11 protein-coding genes are annotated in these 18,146 nt (G+C 52.0%); 4 read left to right on the top strand and 7 right to left on the bottom strand.

The features are described from left to right. Window positions 1-337 precede the first annotated feature (337 nt). A complete protein-coding gene (locus DCW36_RS13255) occupies window positions 338-4,243 on the top strand; it encodes a hypothetical protein (protein ID WP_114779006.1) in 3,906 nt (1,301 codons plus the stop codon). 114 nt (window positions 4,244-4,357) lie between these two features. Here DCW36_RS13255 and DCW36_RS13250 read toward each other — a convergent pair whose 3' ends face one another. The 3 genes from DCW36_RS13250 to DCW36_RS13240 all read right to left on the bottom strand — a co-directional run bounded on the left by DCW36_RS13250 (window position 4,358) and on the right by DCW36_RS13240 (window position 8,897). Next, entirely contained in the window at window positions 4,358-7,135 is a 2,778-nt protein-coding gene (locus DCW36_RS13250; protein ID WP_114779004.1) for a T9SS type A sorting domain-containing protein, read from the bottom strand. Between the two features lie 383 nt (window positions 7,136-7,518). Next, a complete protein-coding gene (locus DCW36_RS13245; RefSeq protein ID WP_114779002.1) occupies window positions 7,519-8,340 on the bottom strand; it encodes a glycoside hydrolase family 25 protein in 822 nt (273 codons plus the stop codon). 149 nt (window positions 8,341-8,489) lie between these two features. After that, complete coding sequence (locus DCW36_RS13240) at window positions 8,490-8,897, bottom strand: DUF7793 family protein (RefSeq protein ID WP_114779000.1); 408 nt, start codon at window positions 8,895-8,897, stop codon at window positions 8,490-8,492. Between the two features lie 61 nt (window positions 8,898-8,958). Between DCW36_RS13240 and DCW36_RS13235 the strand changes: the two genes are divergently transcribed. Then, window positions 8,959-11,397, top strand: coding sequence for a bifunctional aminotransferase class I/II-fold pyridoxal phosphate-dependent enzyme/GNAT family N-acetyltransferase (locus DCW36_RS13235; RefSeq protein ID WP_114778998.1), 2,439 nt, complete (start codon window positions 8,959-8,961; stop codon window positions 11,395-11,397). Between the two features lie 127 nt (window positions 11,398-11,524). Further along, entirely contained in the window at window positions 11,525-13,240 is a 1,716-nt protein-coding gene (locus tag DCW36_RS13230) for a PAS domain-containing sensor histidine kinase (RefSeq protein ID WP_114778995.1), read from the top strand. Window positions 13,241-13,381: 141 nt separating this feature from the next. Here the strand turns inward: DCW36_RS13230 and DCW36_RS13225 are convergent, their stop codons facing one another. From DCW36_RS13225 to DCW36_RS13210, 4 genes are all read right to left on the bottom strand, one after another. Continuing rightward, the gene (locus DCW36_RS13225) at window positions 13,382-14,503 is read right to left on the bottom strand and encodes a hypothetical protein (protein WP_114778993.1); all 1,122 of its coding nucleotides are present in this window, start codon (window positions 14,501-14,503) and stop codon (window positions 13,382-13,384) included. Between the two features lie 90 nt (window positions 14,504-14,593). After that, on the bottom strand, window positions 14,594-15,415 hold the full coding sequence (locus tag DCW36_RS13220; RefSeq protein WP_114778991.1) for an FRG domain-containing protein: 822 nt from the start codon (window positions 15,413-15,415) through the stop codon (window positions 14,594-14,596). A gap of 99 nt (window positions 15,416-15,514) precedes the next feature. After that, complete coding sequence (locus DCW36_RS13215; RefSeq protein WP_114778989.1) at window positions 15,515-16,579, bottom strand: PA0069 family radical SAM protein; 1,065 nt, start codon at window positions 16,577-16,579, stop codon at window positions 15,515-15,517. A gap of 579 nt (window positions 16,580-17,158) precedes the next feature. Next, entirely contained in the window at window positions 17,159-17,647 is a 489-nt protein-coding gene (locus DCW36_RS13210; RefSeq protein ID WP_114778987.1) for an NUDIX domain-containing protein, read from the bottom strand. Window positions 17,648-17,688: 41 nt separating this feature from the next. On the opposite strand from DCW36_RS13210, the gene DCW36_RS13205 reads away from it, so the two are divergent. Continuing rightward, a complete protein-coding gene (locus DCW36_RS13205) occupies window positions 17,689-18,123 on the top strand; it encodes a PaaI family thioesterase (RefSeq protein WP_114778985.1) in 435 nt (144 codons plus the stop codon). Window positions 18,124-18,146 lie beyond the last annotated feature (23 nt).

The raw sequence follows: 18,146 nt of genomic DNA, 5'->3' as shown, positions 1-18,146 counted from the left end.
CCTGAACAATAGCGCCTGCAGGATTTGATCGCAGCCGATTGGACAGGTCGGGATCCAATGCCATCAACTTAAGGAATTGGGTCGCGACCTAATGCCGTCAACTTAAAGAAAACTACACCTGGAATTTGAAAGTCCCTAAGCAGACGGCATTGAGTCGCGGCTTGTCCCTACAGAACTGCCTTCTCTTGCAAAATGCTGAAACCGTGTAAGGATAAGCACAACGGCTCGGCAGGCAGGCAAGGAAACCGCTTTGGAATATCCCAAAGCGCCAAAGTCCGTAATACATCTCAGTGGTATAACACAGTGATTCGCTGTTTCCCCGCGTCAACTAAAACCTATGGCACAACCCGCTAAAAAAAACGGTACAGGTTCCGGAATTCTGAAAGCGGCAGGTATTGTACTTGTCAGCCTGGCCGGCCTGTTGCTGGTAGCGCTGGTGGTGTTGTTTTTCTGGGCTGAGCCGCTGGTGGAGGGGTATCTGAAAAAGCAGGTAGCGCAGCAAACCAACGGACGCTACCACCTGGAGCTTGGCGAGGTGCAGCTGAAGCCTTTTACCGTTAGTGTTACCCTGCACGAGGTGCACCTGTACCCCGATACGGCTGCGTTCCGGCAGCAACAAAAGTCAGGCCAGGCAGCAGGCAGTCTTTTTGAACTGAAGTCGCCGAAAATCTCTTTTGAAGGCATCCGGGTGCTCGATTTACTTTTGCGGAACAGGTTAAACATAGGCACGGTAACAGCCCGAAAGCCTGCTGTCACGCATACGAAAGTTACAGCCGGTGCAGACAGGAGCAGCGGGAATGGTGGCAGCGGCAGCAGACTAAAATCGCTCCGTATCGGGGAACTTCGCCTGCAGGAGGGAAGCTACCGCTACCTGGTGCAGGGGACGGAGGAGAGGCCGGTGCACCAGGTGCCGAAGCTCACCCTGCGGGTACACGACCTGCTGCTGGACGACCTGCAGCAACCCGATTTTTCGCAACTGGCAGCGGTGGACGACCTGGAGCTGGAGGCGCAACAGTACGCCTACCAGGCGCCCGACAGCGTGTACAAGGTGCGGGTAGGGCTGTTTTCCTATTCCACCCGCCGGGAGGAACTGAAGGCTGAGGCGGTGGAGGTGCAGTCCAGCGCAAAGTCGAACCGGGCGCTGGACCCGGAAAAAGCAAGCCGCATGTTATACCAGCTGCGGGTGCCCCTGCTGCAGATCACGGGCCTGGACCTGCCGGAAGTCTGGCGCACCAAAGCGCTGCAACTGGACCGCTTCCTGGTGCAGCAGCCCATGCTGGAGATGCTCGAAGACACCACCGTGCCCGGTTCCGGCGGTTTTCAGGGGCTGCAGGAGCTGTATGCAAAGCTGTCGCCTTACCTGAAGGCGGTGGGGATGGAGGAGTTCCGTTTGGCAGATGCAGGCTTCCGGTACCGCCGGCAGCAGGAGGAAGTGTACACCATTCACCAGCTTAAAAAAGCTTCCCTTGCCCTGCAGGATGTACAGCTCGATTCCGTGTCTCTGTTCCGCCCGAAAGAAAAGTTATTTGCAGCAGAGGCTGTTGTAACAGCGGCAGAATACACCTATACTCCCCTTAACAAACCTTATGTGCTGAAGGCAGAAAAAACAGAGCTGTCTACCACCGGTAATTACCTGCAGGCCACAAATGTCAGGATGGAAGGCGACTGGAACAAAAACGACAGCCTGAAAAGGGTGGGCAAGGCACAGCGTACGTTTTACGACATCAGCATTCCGCAGCTGCGCTTCCGCAACCTGGAGCTGCTGAAGGCGCTGCAGACGTCCCGGCTCTCGATTGGGAGTGTGGTGGTCGCTAATCCGGCTGTAGGGGTGCATACCGACCGGCAGGTGCCAAAGCAGGGGGAGGGGCCGGACCTGCAGGAAATTTACCGGCACGTTTCAGATATTTTTTCGGCGCTTGAGATCGGGAATATAAACGTTACAGGCGCTTCGCTCACACACCACATCAAAGACCGGCATGTGCAGCTCCTGCAACAACTAGAGCACGCTTCCCTGGCAGCTACCGGCCTCACCGTAGATTCTGCCTTTGTGTATCATCCGGAGGCAACGCTGCCGCTGGACGAGCTGGTGCTCTCCGCCCGCCACTACACCTACCACAAGCCCGACAATACCTACGATTTTTCCTTGGGCAGCCTGCGGTATTCTACCCGGGAGCAGGTGCTCAGTGCGCAGTCGCTGGCCGTAAACTCCGGCCGGGAAGCAAGGGCACGGCTGATGCAGCAAGACCAGGCCAGCCGCAACCGCTACGATATTTCCGCTTCCTCTGTCAGGGCGACGGGTGTAGACTTGGTAAAAGCCCTGAACACCGGCAGGCTGTCGGCCGACCAGGTGGTCATCCGGCAGCCCGACCTTGAAATGATGCTGGACCGCAACATCGCGGCAGCGCCCCCCGACCAGGCAGAAGATTATGCCAACGGACTTTTCGGACTGCTGAATCCGGTCACGGTAACTACCCTGCGGCTGGAGGACGGCACGTTTATGCTGCGCGAAAAGCGTGCTGACATAACCGACGTGCATGTGCTGGAGCGTGTTTCTGCCACGGTCTCAGAACTTCACCTGACACCTGCCAGTGTGGCCAACCTGGAAGAGGCGCTGCCGGTGCAGGAGGTGCGCCTGACAGCCGAGGACTACACCTTCCTATCCGCCGACAGCCTCTACACCATTAAGCTTGACAGTGTGCATTATTCCAGCCGGAGCCAGGAGCTTGACGCCCGTACCTTCACCGTTAATTCCGACAAAGAGGTAAACGAACGTCTGAAAAAAGAAAGCCCGGCAAAAGCCAGCCGCAACCTCTTCGACATCCGGTCGAAGCGCCTCCGTGTTACCGGCCTGGACCTGATCCGGGCCTATGCCACCGGGCAGTATACCATCGAGGAAATGCTGCTGACGGCGCCCGAAGTGGAAGTGCTGCAGGACCAGAACGTGCAGGCCCGGAAGCCGAAGGCTGCTGAAGGAGGCGCAGCAAATAACCAGGTGATGGAACAGGTAGACCAGCGGGTGGATGTGTTCCGGGTAGAGCGCCTGCGCGTGACAGAAGGCACCTTCAGCATCCACCTCCTGAAAGATACCACCCGCCAAAGCCACACCATACCGCGTATTGCCGTTGCCATAGAGCAGCTGCGGCTGGTCTCGCTGGATGCTACCGAACCGCTGAATATTTTTGACTTTGATGCGTTTGGCATCGTCGTGCGCGATTACACCCACATTTCCGCCGACAGTTTGTATGCCCTGCACATAAAAGAGATACGGTCTTCGCTGCACAACCACACCCTCGCCATCGACAGCCTGCGTTACCAGCCCCTTTACTCCAAAGCCGAGTATGCCGAAAAACTGGAATTTGCCGAGGACCGGATCGATATGGTGGTGCCGGCTATCAGGCTGCAGGGCATGAGTTTCCGGGCGCTGTTTAACAACCAGCGCCTGGTCGTGCAGAAAATGCAGATTGAGCGTCCGGAAGTGGAAATTTACCGCGACAACCGCATCGGCATCAACCCCGAAAGAAAACCGCCTACCCTGCAGCAGCGGCTTCTGCAGGCAGGCCTGTACATCAGGATAGATACCGTGGAACTGGAAAACGGGAAGCTCGTCCACCCGGTGATTGCCGTTAATGCCCGGGAGCCGGGAGTGCTCCTGCTCGAAGAGATGCAGCTGAAGTTGCTGAACGTAACCAACGACTCTTCGCTCATCCGGCAGAATAACAAAATTACCGCCGATGCCGCTGCACTGTTTATGGGCAAAAGTATCCTGAAGGTCCGTTTCCTGTTTTACCTGGACCACCCCGAAAGCCTGTACACCTACGAAGGCACGCTGGCGCCCATGGATTTTACGGCTTTCAACCCCTTAATCGCACCCATGATGTTTATCCGGGTGGAGCGCGGCCAGATTTTCGAGGCTTCTTTTTCGGTAGAAGCAACGGAGCACCTGGCCACCGGCAGGCTGCACTTCCCCTACAGCAAACTGAAAATCCAGCTCCTGAGCAAGCAGGACCCCGGCAACCCGGGCTTTATGCTGCATGCCGGAACCTGGCTCCTGAACACCCTGGTCATCAAATCCAACAACCCGACCCACTGGGGAAATTTCAGGGAGGGGGAAATTAAAAAGGAACGCGTTTACCAGCGGTCGGTTTTCCACCACATGAGCCAGTCGCTGCTGAGCGGTATCGCTTCCAGCCTGATGCCGGAACTGATCTACCGCCTGATGAATACAATTACCGGAGGGTTGTAAACACGCCTGCCGCCTTGGCTCAAATACTTCAGTAAATACAAGCAAAAAGCGGCTGTCCGGGTAATCGGTACAGCCGCTTTTTACCAGTCTGTGCAGGTTGCGCGTTTTCTGCTGTTACTTTTTCAGCACTTTCACCGTCAGTTGCTTATCCGGGGTTGTAACCGTAACAAAATACAAACCTGTTGAAAGGCCTGAAACATCCAGCGTAATTTTGTTTTCAGCAGCTGCAAACCGGCACTCTTTCAGCAGCACCTGGCTGCCCAGCACATTGGTAACTGTAATGGAGGCAGGAGCAGCTTTCTCCATAAATACGGCAACAGCCAGTTCGTTCCCCGAAGCAGGGTTTGGGTAGCACTGCACCTGGAACGGCCTTAGCTCTTCTTCCAGCCCCAGCGGATTTCCAGCTGCGTAAATGCCCACTGTACGTGTCATGGAGCTGCCGGAGGCGTCGGTAACGGTGAAGCGGAAAGAGGCCAGGCCGGGGTTGGCGGAGGTAAACAAGGCCACGCTGCTGTTGGGTTCTACGGTTACGGTGCCGTTTTCTGCTCCCGATACGGTGTAGGTGGGCTGGTCCGTAAAGCCGCGGGAGAGCTTCTGCAGGTCTACCACCAGTTGCTGCCCCTGGGTAGTGGCAAAGTGCGGGGCAGCCATCCAGCCGAGGTAGTTATCGAGTTGCGTGTAGCCGTCGCGGTCGGGGTCGGCGTTGGCGTCGGAGAAGTCGCCCTGGCCGGAGTTCGGATTGAGGCCGTGCGCATTTTCCCACCAGTCGGGCAGGCCGTCGTGGTCGCTGTCCCAGGTGGCCGGACGCTGCACTAGCGGGTAATCTTCGTAGCCGCCCACATCCAGGTGCGAGTCCGGCAGACCCGCTTTGCCGCTCACGCTGCCCCGGTAGGTAAAGGTTCCGCCCAGGGTTTCGGTGATGATGCGGATGTCGTGGTCGTCGAACACCGGCTGCGTACATCCCACATCCGACAGCACCAGCTTGTAGGCATCGCCTGCCGACTGGGTGGTAACATAGGAGGGGAAGAAAGGCTGATTTACAAACGTTTCGTAGGAGGCGGAGCCGCTGATGCGGCGGCCGGCAGCCTGGTTGCTCTCGTCGAAACGGCCCGGCATCACGTTGCCGTCAAAGAAGTAGCGTTGCGTGCCGGTGCCTACTGCCTCGTGCTGTGCGTTCAGGGCGTAGAAGTAGGTAGAGGCAGATCCGGGTTTGTAGTAATTGTTCACGAAGTTCACCTCATGGGCGCCGCCGTCGGTGGTGCGGGCGCCCCAGTTGTACACCACGTTGTTGCGGATGTCGAGCCTGCCGGCATAGGCGCCGTTGCCGTCCAGGCCGCCGCCCAGGCTCCAGTTACGGCCATAGCAATGGGCCAGCAGGTTATGGTGGAAGCTGCCGATATCGCCCCCGATGGTGGCCGCATAGCCATGCTGGCTTCCGGCGGGGTAGTTCTTGTGCCCGGCAATATTGAGCGCCTCCGAAATGAGCGTGCGCTGCAGCGTGATGTTTTTCCCGCCCCGCGAGCTGAAAGCCTCGTCGATGGTCCAGGAGATGGAGCTGTGGTCGATGATGCTGTGGTCGGCGCCAGTCAGGCCCATGCCGTCGTAGGTAGTGCCGGCGCCCAGCCGCACCCGCAGGTGGCGGAGCACGGCATCGTTTCCGGTAACGCCGAAGGGGGCGCTGCGGATGGTGATGCCTTTACCCGGAGCCGTTTGTCCGGCTACGGTTACGTAAGGCTGGTTGAGCACCAGGCGCGACTGCAGCTCGATAATGCCCGAAACTGCAAACACAATGGTGCGCGGGCCAATGTCATTGGTTACGGCTTCGCGCAGGCTGCCCGGTCCGCTGTCGTTGAGGTTGGTCACTTCCACTACCTTGCCACCGCGGCCGCCGCGGGCATAGCGGCCATAGCCTTCGGCACCGGCAAACGCCAGCTGGCGGGGCCGGAAGTACCAGACGTTGCCTTTCGTAATGTTGCCTGCGGCATCCACCTCATCTACACGCCAGTAGTAGGTTTCCATGCTGTAGAGGCCGTTTACCTGGTGCTCTGTGGCAGCCTGGTTTCCGCGGTACAGGCCGGAGCTGCGATCGGCAGTGGCAATGGTGGCAGCTTCAGTACCGAAATACACATCATGCGACACGGCGCCGGTGGCTGCAGTCCATTTCAGGGTGATGTTTTTTGCATCGGCATCGGCATGTTCGTCGCCGTCGGCTGGCAGGGGCAGGCGGGACTGGTGCTGTGCATTGGGCGTGTTTAGTTCAAAGCCGCTGATGGTTACCTGCTTCAGGTTGGCAGTAGAAGACATTTCCGGCGAAAACAGCACCACCACATCCTGGCCGGCACGGGCCGTAAAGGTCAGGTAAGCGGTAGCTGCTTCCGATGTGGTGCTGACGCGGTTGCTGGGTACCAGGTTGTTCACTACCTGTGTGCCGTCCACGGAAATATCGATGGGGCTGAAGGTGTTCGTAAGCGGGTTGGCGAAGGTGTTGTGGAAACTGAGGAGCGTATGCGTTCCTTCGGGCAACCCACTGATGTGCATTTCAACCTTTTCGGCGCTAAGCCCGTCGTTGACGAGCCGGGCGTAGTAAGGAGCCTGTATGCCGGCTTTGTACCAGTCGGTGCTGAAGGTAGATGAGCCCGCGGCTTTAAAGGTTATGGTAACGGCGCCAAAGGTACGGCTAACGGAGCTGGAGGCAGGAAATGTCCAGGGTTCGTACCCCTGCTCATGCACCTCTGCCTCCTGTCGGCCATACTGGTTAAAATCCACCTTCACCACCGGTTGCTGTGCCAGCGCAGCGGTTGTTGAAGCCAGCAGAAGCAGCAGTGCCAGGCACTGGTTGCTTCTGCGGTTCAGGAACAAACGTTTGTATAACAACTGTAAAGTGTTTTTCATATACGGTTATCTGGATGTGTTTATATGTAAATTTTTTATTTATATATGATAATTCTCGAAAGTAAGGGATTATTTGCTGAGTAACAAATGTTTAGAACAATAAAAGCGGCGGTCCTGAAGCGTTGGAAATCCTGCTACCGGAAAAAGGGGAGCAGCAGCCTGTGCAGTGGCTGTAGTGGCAGGTGCAGTTGCCTTCTGAGCCACTGATTCCGCTGGTTTTTCTGATGTACAGGACTAACAGGATTTGGTGACGCAGGAAGTTGGGTGTGGGAGATGGCTTTCCAGCATTTTTTAAATCAGGTGAAGCATCACATCACCTGAATCACAGTTCAGTCAAAGGAGCAGTGGTTGTGGTGGCAGCTGCAGCAGTATAACAACGGCTGTTACAAGCCCGGAACCTGCTTGCGGGCAAAGTGCATCCAGTCTTCCGCCCCCCCGTTAAAGGTGTTCCAGTCTACATAGCCTTCCACGCCGTCCAGGCGCTTGTCGTGGGCGTGCTGCCAGAACACCCACATATCCTGCTCCAGCAGCGGCTTTTTCCGGAAGGTGCAGATCCAGATCAGGTTGCTGTCGAAGTGGCCCTCTATGTAGCTTTTGTAGGAGCTCTCGTTGGTGTAGATCACGACCTCGCGACCGGTGCGCTTTTCTACCAGCTCAATAAACTGCCGGATCTCCCCGGTAATTTCGAGGCGGGTTTTCCTGTGGTTTTTGTTGCCCCAATCTTCCACGTCGATCACCGGCGGCAGGTCCTCTTCCCGGATCGAAGAATGCTTCAGAAAGTTATCTGCCTGCTCTTTGCCCGGCTTGTTGAAGCGGAAGAAATGGTAGACGCCCGTTTTCAGCCCATGCTCCTTTGCCCCCTCGTAGTTTACCTTGTATTTCGGGTCGAGGTAGCTGACGCCTTCTGTGGATTTGATATAAGCGAAATCGATCTGCTGCCGGCTCACTTTCAGCCAGTCTATTTTACCGGAGTGTTTGGAAACGTCGATGCCGGAGATCGGGAATTCGCGCTTGTCGATGTTGTACCACACCGGGTTTAGCTTTCGGTAGATTCCGTAAGTGGCAATGGCCAGCACAGCAAAAAAGAAGAAGAGGGCCAGCGGCCAGAGGCTTCGCGTCCTTTTCTTTTTTCTCCCGGATTTTCGTAGAGTCGATTTGCGGATAGGTTTTGCTGTTTTCGGTATCCGGGAATCTTGCTTTGCCATATAGAAAGGAACCTGTTCCAGTAATATGTAAAGTAAAAGTAAAAGAAGCTGATGTGCAAATAAAGGGAAGGGGGATTCCTGAAAGGACAGGTAAATCTGTGTGAAAAAGAACTGTTGCCCTGGCGGCGTTGTGAAGCAGTGGTAGCAGGTCAGGCTTTCTTCTTAAACTGGCTGAGCCATTCCATCGCACTCTCCCTGTCGGTGAACATGCGGGTAGGAATTTGGGGTTTGTTTACCGTGATGTAAAAATTCGCCATCATTTTAATAACAGGAGAATTTACGACAATGGCACTGGCTACTATCAACTCACTTCCTTCGTTAGCCAGGTAGTCGCGGGCTTCTTTGGTGGAATGCTTGATTTTAGTGATATCGAACAGGCAGGGATAGGCTACACCATCAAAAAATTCTACCCGGTCTTTAACATTAATTTTGGCATTATTCAGATCTACCTCCTCAATCTCCTTATAAATACATTGCGCAATATCATTTTCTATGAAAGTAATTGAATATTTCGTTTCTTTCGATTTAACAGTGTTTTTTTTACCATTATCTTCCATATAAAAATGAATTTATTTACGCTATGTTTGTTGAATAGAACACTGACAAATATAAAACAAAATGGCAAAAATAAGGCATAATAATATCCTGGATACGGTAGATTCTGTGCTATCTGTATCTAAGAAGAAGGGTATTATTCACCTGCACGCAGAAGATGATGCTTTGGATGGGCAGACACTTACCTTAAAAGGACGTAAGGTGTTGCACTTCGGTACCTGCGGGTACCTTGGGCTGGAGCATCATCCGGAAGTAAAGCGTGGTGCCATAGAAGCCATAGAGCGGTACGGAACCCAGTTCCCGATGTCCAGAACCTATGTTTCGAACCCGCTGTACCGTGAACTCGAGGAAAGAATTCAGGCGATGTATAATGCGCCTGTTGTTATTTCCAAAAACTGTACCCTCTCGCATTTAACTACCATTCCAAGCATTATCCGTCAGTCGGACCTGGTTATCCTGGACCACCAGGTGCATGCCAGTGTGCAGGAGGCCGTGAAGAAACTTTTGAGCCAAGGGATAACTGTCGAAATGATCCGGCACAATAACCTCGAAATGCTCGAAGATCGCATCCTGAAGGTAAGAAGCAAATACGAAAGGATCTGGTATATGGCCGACGGGGTGTATTCGATGTATGGCGATTTTGCTCCCATCCAGGAAATGATTGCCCTGGCAGAAAAATACGAGCAGCTGCACTTGTATGTGGACGATGCCCACGGCATGAGCTGGGCAGGCAAGCATGGCACCGGCTACGTCATGAGCCAGATGCCGGAAGGGCTGTACCGTAAAATGATACTGACAGCCAACCTAGGTAAAGGTTTTGGGGCCTGTGGCGGTTTGTCGCTTTTCCCGAATGAGGAGTGGTATAACAAGGTGAACAATTTCGGAGGACCCCTGACCTTCTCCGTGCAGATTGAACCTGCTACCTTAGGAGCTGCACTGGCCTCTGCCAGGATCCATATGAGCGACGAAATCTATGATTATCAGCAGGAACTGCAGAACAAAATCGCGTATTTCAATGCCCTGCTGGAAAAAACAGATCTGCCGCTGGTGCACGAGAGCAAAAGCCCGATCTTTTTTATTGGTACTGGTACCATGGATATGGGCAATCATCTTGTTCAGGAGCTGCTAAACGATGGTATTTATGTGAACCTGGCAACTTTTCCGGCAGTGCCCGCCAAAAACATCGGTATCCGGATTACCATATCGCTGCGTAACTCCTACGAGGCCATAGAGGAACTGGTGGATAAGTTAAAAATCCATTTTAAAGGAGCGCTGCAGGAAACGAGCCAGACGAATGAAAAGATCCGGAAAGCTTTTAAAATGCCGGTACTGGCTGATACCAAAACAGTTCAGAAGCCTGCCGTTCTCCAGGCGCTTACTGTTGATCGCTTCACTACTATCGTGGATATAGCGGAAACGGAATGGAACCACTGCCTGGGTAACCGCGCAATGTTCGACTGGAACGGGCTAAAATTCCTGGAGCAGGCATTTAAGGGCAATGAAGAAAGAGAAAACAACTGGGACTTCCGGTATTATGTGGTAAAAGACCCGCAGGGCAAAATTGTCCTTATGACTTTTGCCATTGTCGGGCTGCACAAAGAAGACATGTTTTTAGAGGCTTCGATCTCTAAAGCAATTGAGCTGGAGCGTATGCTTAACCCGTATTACCTGACCTCCACAGCTATTATTATGGGTAGCCTGTTTACAGAAGGAAACCACCTGTACCTCGACAGGGAAAGCCCTTACTGGAAAAAAGCCCTGAAAGCGTTGATAGGAGAATTTTACAGGGAGCAGGAGCGCCATGGCGCCAGTAACATACTGCTGCGTGACCTCGATGCCAACGATAAGGAAATGGATGAGTTTATGATCGAGCATGATTTCGTCAAAATTGATTTACCGGAGTCGTGTGTGGTGGAGAACTTATCCTGGAAAACGGAAGAAGAATACAAGAAAACGCTGTCTGCCAAGAGCAGAGCGCACCTGATGCAGAAGATCAAAAGGTTTGAGCACTGCTACGATGTGCAGATAAAAGAGCAGTTACCGGAGGATGAGTTACAGCATGCCATGTTCCTTTTCGAGAATGTGCGGAAGAACAACATGGCTATCAATCACTTTTCGCTACCTGAAAAGCTTTTCCACCTGATGAACGAAAGCGGGAACTGGGAATTTGTGGTGCTCTACCTGAAAGAAGAATTTTCCGATAACAGGAAGCCTGTTTCAGTCGGGTTCTGCTATAAAAATGCCGACAAGGTGTATAGCCCTATGTTTGTTGGTATGGATTATGATTACCTGAAGGAGTACGGCGTTTACAGGCAATCGCTTTACCAGGTTGTAAAAAGAGCCAATGCCCTGAACTGTAAAAAAATGAACCTGGGGGTGTCTGCTTCCCTTGAAAAACGGAAACTTGGGGCAACACTTTACCCGAAAGTAGGTTATTATCAGGCAAAAGATAATTTTGCGATGGAAATGATGCGTGCGACCATCGCCATAGAAAAGGAGTAGTTATTGTATAGTTTTAGTGTCGTAGCAGGTTTTGCTTTTTTTAGCATAGTTCGACTTTCTGGTTTCAGGAAGGCTGTTAGCATGAAGTAAAAGTAGTTTGGTCCAGTTACACTTATTTTAGTTTTACGTGAAAGTACTGAAGGAAAGAATAGAGGAAATTATCACACTGATTGCTGAAGTAGCAAACGGGAATTTCGACTATGAAATTGAGGCCTCTTCCACAGGTGATGAATTAGATGCCATCATCTCAGGGATCAGTATGCTTGGGCAGGAACTGAAAAGTTCTACCGTGTCCAGGGATTTTATGCAGAGCATTTACCAGGGGGTGGTCGATATGCTGCTGGTGCTGAACACAGATTTCACGATCCGCAATGTAAACGAAGCCTGTGCCGATTTACTGGGATACCAGGAAGATGAGCTGCAAGAGGTTGAGCTGACGGAGCTGTTTCAATTAGCCAACAATACTGCGCTGGATGCGCTCCTGCAACAGTTAAAAACCGAAGGCAAATGCCTGAACGCGGAGCTGTTGGTGAGCACCAGGCAAGGGCAGACAATTCCTGTTTCCTGTTCCTTTTCTTATCTGCTGGACAGCAGGCAGAACATAGATGGTATACTGATCATCGCTAAAGATATTACGGCACTAAAACAGACAGAGCGCGAGCTGAAGGAGGCAAAAAACAGGGCGGAAGCAGCCAACGAGGCAAAGAGCAGCTTTTTGTCGAGCATGAGCCATGAAATCCGGACGCCGCTTAACGGTATCATGGGTTTTACCAACCTGCTGCTGGCTACCGAACTGAATGAAGTACAGGCCAATTATGTGCACCTGATTAAAACCTCCGGCTCTACCTTAACAAAACTGCTCAGCGATATACTTGACCTGCACCGGATTGAGCAGGACAAAATCTCCATTGAAATTATCCCGTATAATTTCAGGGATAATATAACGGCCAACCTGGAACCTTACCGGCTCCTGGCCCAAAGTAAAAACCTTGCTTTTTCCTACGATTTTGAGGAACAGGTTCCGCATCTGGTAAAGGGTGACCCTACCCGTTTTGGCCAGGTACTCATCAACCTGGTGAGCAATGCCATTAAGTTTACCGAATCAGGTAGTGTGCATGTTCATTTCAGTGCCGGTGATGTTGCCGGTGAAGCAGATGCGTTGCAGCTTACCTGTACAGTAACCGATACGGGTGCAGGAATTCCTGCCGGCAAGCAGGCGCTGATATTCGAGTCATTTACCCAATCCGACCATTCCACTACGCGCAAATTTGGTGGGTTCGGGCTGGGCCTGGCTATCAGTAAACGATTGGTGGAGCTGATGCAGGGCGACATAAAAGTTACAAGTCCGCTGCCGGGCCTGCTCCATGGCACTTGTTTTACATTTTCGGTAACGCTAAAGCGCGTACAGGAGCACGAGTACCCGGATGTTACTACTGAAAGTTACGATTCGTTTGCGTTGAGTGAGGGCGTAAAAATACTGGTGGTAGACGATAACGAGATGAATGTGATGCTGATGGAGAATGTGCTCGAAAATTACGGAGCAACCGTTACCACAGCCAAAAGCGGCGAAGAAGCATTGGTAAAAGCAAAATCAGATAAATTCGACCTGGTGTTTATGGATGTTCAGATGCCGGACATGAACGGGCTGGAAGCTGCCAACCTGCTCCGCCAGTCTGATTTCAACAATCCGATTATTGCCTTTTCTGCCAATGCCTATAAAGATGATATCCGGAAAAGCCTGGAATCGGGTATGAATGACCACTTGTGCAAACCTTTTGAACAGAATGAGTTGATTACTTTGCTTAAAAAATGGGCGAATAAACCTGTAACCGTTCAGTCTTAAAAGGAATTGCTGCTGCCTGATTCAAATTTCCTTCCCAAGTGCTTCTTTAGCTTTTTTTGTTCTGCTGCACCTGCCACCACAGCTTCTGCTGCTCTTCTTTCCCAGTTTATTTTACAAAACAGATCAAATTCAGTACTGTTATTACTGATACTGAATGTACAGCGGCTTTGGCTTTAGCGCCAGGATTTCTTTCCTGGTCATGAGGCGGGAGCCATTTTTGGTGTCGTTTTTATAAAACAGCTTAAAGCCTGTAAACTGCACCGGCTCTTTGGCAATATAGCTTCTGTAGGTATCTTTCTTCAGGACGGGATGTCCCCAGCCGTCCATGTGCATAACCACCTGTACCCGCTCGTCCAGTTTTATTTTGGAAGCATTGGTAATCATGCGTTGCGTAAAGCGATGTACCACCAGGATCTTTGGCGGAATATTATGCTCTGTTACCAGATCAGCCAGCAAGCCAGTCGCATAGTTTATGTCGGCGGCATCGTAGGTGCCGATACGCTTACCGGGTACGCCGCCGTTTTTCATCGAAAATTCGGCGTCTATCCCGAGGTGCACGTTCGGAAGCTGTAAAAAAGGTTTTAAGCGCGGCAACTCTTCCTGCAGCGTGCTTTGCCCTACCTGCACATCCAGGAAAACAATGGCATCGCGCTTTTTCGCAATTTCCAGTACATCATGAATAAACTTGTCGGTCATGCGCAAGCGGTATTTGCTGCCGCTCCCGGGCTGGCCCTGGGCTGTTACGACAATGGCATGCAGGGCGGGCTGCACAGGGGTGTCCGGGTCTGCTTCTTCCCAGCCTGCTACTTCGCTATCCAGCTTTTGCAGCATCTCGTCCGGCGGAAGCTCGCCTAAAATGCCCATCCGCTTCGAGAGCAGGTTCCCGTAAAAAGCAACAATACGTTTTTGTGGCAGTATAGCGCCTGGCAAGGGTTTAGGACCGGGATAATTCCATTCCGAACCGGAAGTGTTCGCTTCCGGGCTAATATTTTCTGTTGTTACAGTATCTGCTTTGGTGGAATCGGCATTGGTGGTATCCTTTTTTTCGATGGATAGCTTCACAGGTGTGGCCAGGGCGCTGTTGGTTGAGGCGAAGGCAGGATGTTCTGTTACCTGTTGCTGTTCGGCGGCCTGCTGCTCCTGCTGGCAGGAGCTACCAACCAAAAGCAGGCAAAGTACAAACGCGGTTCTGCGCGTAAGTCGGGTCAGTTTAAAATCAGCAAGGAAAGATGCTACGCGCAACGGGATTCGTACTTCAGACATATTGGTTTTTATACTATAACGGTAAGCTCTATAGAAACAGGTATAGCACTAGGCTGTTTAAATTTACGCATTCCGGTTTGAATTAGCCTGTTAAATATTCATTTCGTCCGGATTTTTTAGGTGGGTATGGGTATAATGCCGCTTCAGCCACGCACTCAGTCCCGAAAGCCCGGGCATCAGCACCCGTTCTGTAATGTTTGCCTGGTCCAGTTTATCCCGTATTTCCCACTTCAGTTCAGGCGGGATAATGACCCTGAAGTAGAGCTCCTCGTGTTCCTTCAGCCACACGCTTAGCTCTGCTTTCACGTCCGACATCAGCGAGAAAAGCGCATACTGGTGCACGATGCGCTCGTCGAGCGAAGGGGGCTCGAGGAACAGCACGAAGGGCTCCTGTTGCAGGTTGGCCAGGGTTTTTAACGATTCGCAGACAGGCTCCAGCACTTCGGGCGTGAACACATTGGAGCCTTCCGCCTCCAGTGCCACCTTCAGCGGCATGGGTAAAAATTCTTTTGCTTTTACATAATTGATGCACCACACGGTTCCTTCCTCGTTGTATTTGGATAGGTTCAGGGTAGCAAAGTGCAGCGCCACCAGCGGAGAGTAAGTCCAGTCGAGCAGGCGGGTGGGCAGCCCGTGGTGTTGGGCCACCGCCAGCCAGTTCCAGACGGAATTTCCGGGGGAGGCATTGCTGTGGGCATACTTTTTAAAATTTCGCAGCACGTGCTGTTCCAGGCTGGCGTACTGCGGACCGAGCCTGCTGATGCTTGTATCCAGGTTGTACTTGCTGTTCCAGGAGCCCCTGTAGATAAAGTTAGAGCGGTAACGTTGAATGCTTTCGTTCCAGCTATGGCCAAACAAGGCTTGTTGCGCTTCTTCCCAACTGTTTACCACGATGTCTTTTTCTGCTTTCATTTTTTATCGTTTGATTCCGGGGGGGACTACTGGGATAGTACTGGTTTTAGGAGGGGAGGTTACAAAGTGCAGCAGGAAAGGGTGGAGGTGCCGTGCCTGCTAAAATAGCCCTAACTGTTTCCCGGCCCTGGTGCAGAAGTGGGTGTAGTTGAATGGTTTGGTGCTGCGCCCGCTCATGTACTTCTGCTTGCTGATTTTAAAGAGCCGGGCAATTATGTCGGCGAACTGTCCTTCGCCCCGCATGCGCACCCCAAAGCGGCTGTCGCTGAGTTTGCCGCCGTGGCAGGCCGCTACCTGGTGCAGCACTTTGTCAGCCCGGTCGGGGTAGGCCTGCCGGATCCAGTCTTCGAAAATCGGGCCAATGCTCCCGTTCAGGCGCACGATGGTATAGGCAGCATTGCAGGCGCCAGCATCTGCCGCACGTTTTATAATCTCAGGTATTTCCGAATCGTTCAGGCCGGGAATAACCGGGGCAACCATCACATTTACAGGCAAACCGGCATCTGCCAATGTCTTTACTACCTGCAGCCGTTTTACCCCGGAAGTCGTGCGTGGCTCGAGTTTCTGGCGCAGCTTTTCATCGAGTGTCGTGATGCTGATGTTGATGTGCACCAGGTCCAGTTTATTTAACTCCTGCAGCAGGTCCAGGTCGCGGAGGATGAGCGCGTTTTTGGTGATGATACTCACAGGGTGGCGGTACTGCAGCAGCACCTGCAGAATGCGGCGTGTGAGCTGTTTTTTGGCTTCGATGGGTTGGTAGCAGTCGGTGTTGCCCGCCAGCATGAGGGGCATCACCTGCCAGGAAGGACTTTCGAACTGGGCCGCCAGCACTTCCGGCGCATTTTCCTTTACAATGATTTTGCGCTCAAAATCAAGGCCGGCTCCATAGCCCCAGTACTGGTGGGTGTTGCGGGCATAGCAGTAAATGCAGCCATGCTCACAGCCCTGGTAGGGGTTGAGCGAGTACGACAGGCCCAGGTCAGGGCTCTCCACCTTGTTAACAATCTTTTTGGGATGCTCCATGAAAAACTCAGTTCTGGAGTTGGAAAGCATCTCCTCGTCGAGTCCCTCTATGTGTTCTACCACATACTCCTGCTTCAGGTAGGGGTTGTTGGGATTGAACTGCGCACCGCGCCCTTTTAAAAAATCAGCTGCTTTTATCATATCCAAACATACGCAGCTGGCGGGGCAAAGGCAATATAGGTGCTAAATATTTTAGCCAAATAAGAGTTTTTTTTGCTAAATCAATTGGCAAAAAAGGTGTGCTATTTTGTTCTGCAGCTGCCACCACACCCTCTGCTATTCCTGTCTGAACCTTTGATTTACGCTGATTTAATTGATTGCTGTGATGTTATATTTTTCTGAACCGTTGATGGTAGTGATGAAATGATGTTTGTGATTTTATGTTTGTCTGAACACGATTGAATGATTAATGGATTAACAGGATTATTTGTCTGAACCTTTGATTTTCGCTGATTCAATTGATTTACTTGATTTTTTTTTCTGAATCAGGATTTACAGATTTTTTAGAATTTTCAAAATTGGTGAGATATTTCACTCAAGTCTGATGGTAGTCTGGCTCTGCAGCTCCAGCCACCATTGCCTCTGCTCCTGGTAATCTATTAATCTTCTTAATCGTGTTCAGACAATTTAATTCTGTAAATCCTGATTCTGAAAACTAATCAAGTAAATCAATTAAATCAGCGTAAATCAAAGGTTCAGACAAATATAAAATCACTACCATCAACGGTTCAGAAAATGGTGCGGCAGGCCCAGCAGGTCGTCGAGGGAGAACAGGTAGTGCAGGATGCGGTGCTTGTCCTGGGTAGGCAGCTGGTTTATTTCTTCCCGGCTTAGAAACGCCACGTTTTCGATGAGTTGCTCCTCAGGCGCAGCTTCGGGGTCGGTGCCGGTTGAAAGGGTTCCGCCGGTTAGCTGCACTTCAAAGAAAAGCTCTACGGCGTGCAAAGGCTGCTGCAAAAACTCGTTCACAAACAGGAACCGGGTTACTTGTACGTCCAGACCGGTTTCTTCCTTAAACTCCCGGACCAGGCACTCCTGTATGGTTTCGTCGTAAGTCAGTCCGCCGCCGGGGGGAGACCAGAAGGCTGAGTTGCCGATGGTAGCCTGGTGCCGTACCAGGAGCAGTTTTTCGTGTTGAATACAGATACCGCATACCCGCACCCGTACTTTTTCAGCATAAATGGCGGCATTGGGGTTTAATGTGGTCATGTTTTGCGAAGAAGGTTTAATGGTGGTAGCTTTACAGAGTCATGATAAAAACATTGAATCCCGATTTTGAAAAAGACATCCGCGAAAAAATCGGGCGCCAGGAGTTTATGAAGCACCTGGGCTTTCAAGTTACAAAAATTGAGGAAGGCTGCATAGCCGGGGAGTTGATTTTGGAGCAAAAGCACCGCCAGCACAAAGGCTTTGCCCATGGCGGCCTTATTGCCACCCTGGCCGATATCGTGGCCGGCTTTGCGGCCGTAAGCCTGGTGCCGAAGGGGCAGCAGGTGGTAACGGCCGAACTCAAAGTGTCTTACCTGCACCCGGGTGTCGGCGAAAAACTGACGGCGAAAGGTTGGGTGCTGAAGCAGGGAAGGAAGCTTAACTTTTGCGAAGCCGAAGTGTATGTAGTAGCAGGAGAGGAGCCGCCTTTACTCATTGCCAAAGCCTCTGCTACCATGGCTACCCTCGATGTTTGAGCGCGGGAATTAATAAATATAAA

This window comes from Botryobacter ruber, assembly GCF_003347595.2.
Classification (GTDB): domain Bacteria; phylum Bacteroidota; class Bacteroidia; order Cytophagales; family Hymenobacteraceae; genus Pontibacter; species Pontibacter ruber_A.
This window is presented reverse-complemented; position numbering and strand designations above follow the sequence as displayed.

Excerpts from the sequence above, each read along its gene's own strand:
- DCW36_RS13255 (WP_114779006.1), top strand. The coding sequence starts at position 338 with ATGGCACAACCCGCTAAAAAAAACGGTACAGGTTCCGGAATTCTGAAA.
- DCW36_RS13250 (WP_114779004.1), bottom strand. The coding sequence starts at position 7,135 with ATGAAAAACACTTTACAGTTGTTATACAAACGTTTGTTCCTGAACCGC.
- DCW36_RS13245 (WP_114779002.1), bottom strand. The coding sequence starts at position 8,340 with ATGGCAAAGCAAGATTCCCGGATACCGAAAACAGCAAAACCTATCCGC.
- DCW36_RS13240 (WP_114779000.1), bottom strand. The coding sequence starts at position 8,897 with ATGGAAGATAATGGTAAAAAAAACACTGTTAAATCGAAAGAAACGAAA.
- DCW36_RS13235 (WP_114778998.1), top strand. The coding sequence starts at position 8,959 with ATGGCAAAAATAAGGCATAATAATATCCTGGATACGGTAGATTCTGTG.
- DCW36_RS13225 (WP_114778993.1), bottom strand. The coding sequence starts at position 14,503 with ATGTCTGAAGTACGAATCCCGTTGCGCGTAGCATCTTTCCTTGCTGAT.
- DCW36_RS13220 (WP_114778991.1), bottom strand. The coding sequence starts at position 15,415 with ATGAAAGCAGAAAAAGACATCGTGGTAAACAGTTGGGAAGAAGCGCAA.
- DCW36_RS13215 (WP_114778989.1), bottom strand. The coding sequence starts at position 16,579 with ATGATAAAAGCAGCTGATTTTTTAAAAGGGCGCGGTGCGCAGTTCAAT.
- DCW36_RS13210 (WP_114778987.1), bottom strand. The coding sequence starts at position 17,647 with ATGACCACATTAAACCCCAATGCCGCCATTTATGCTGAAAAAGTACGG.
- DCW36_RS13205 (WP_114778985.1), top strand. The coding sequence starts at position 17,689 with ATGATAAAAACATTGAATCCCGATTTTGAAAAAGACATCCGCGAAAAA.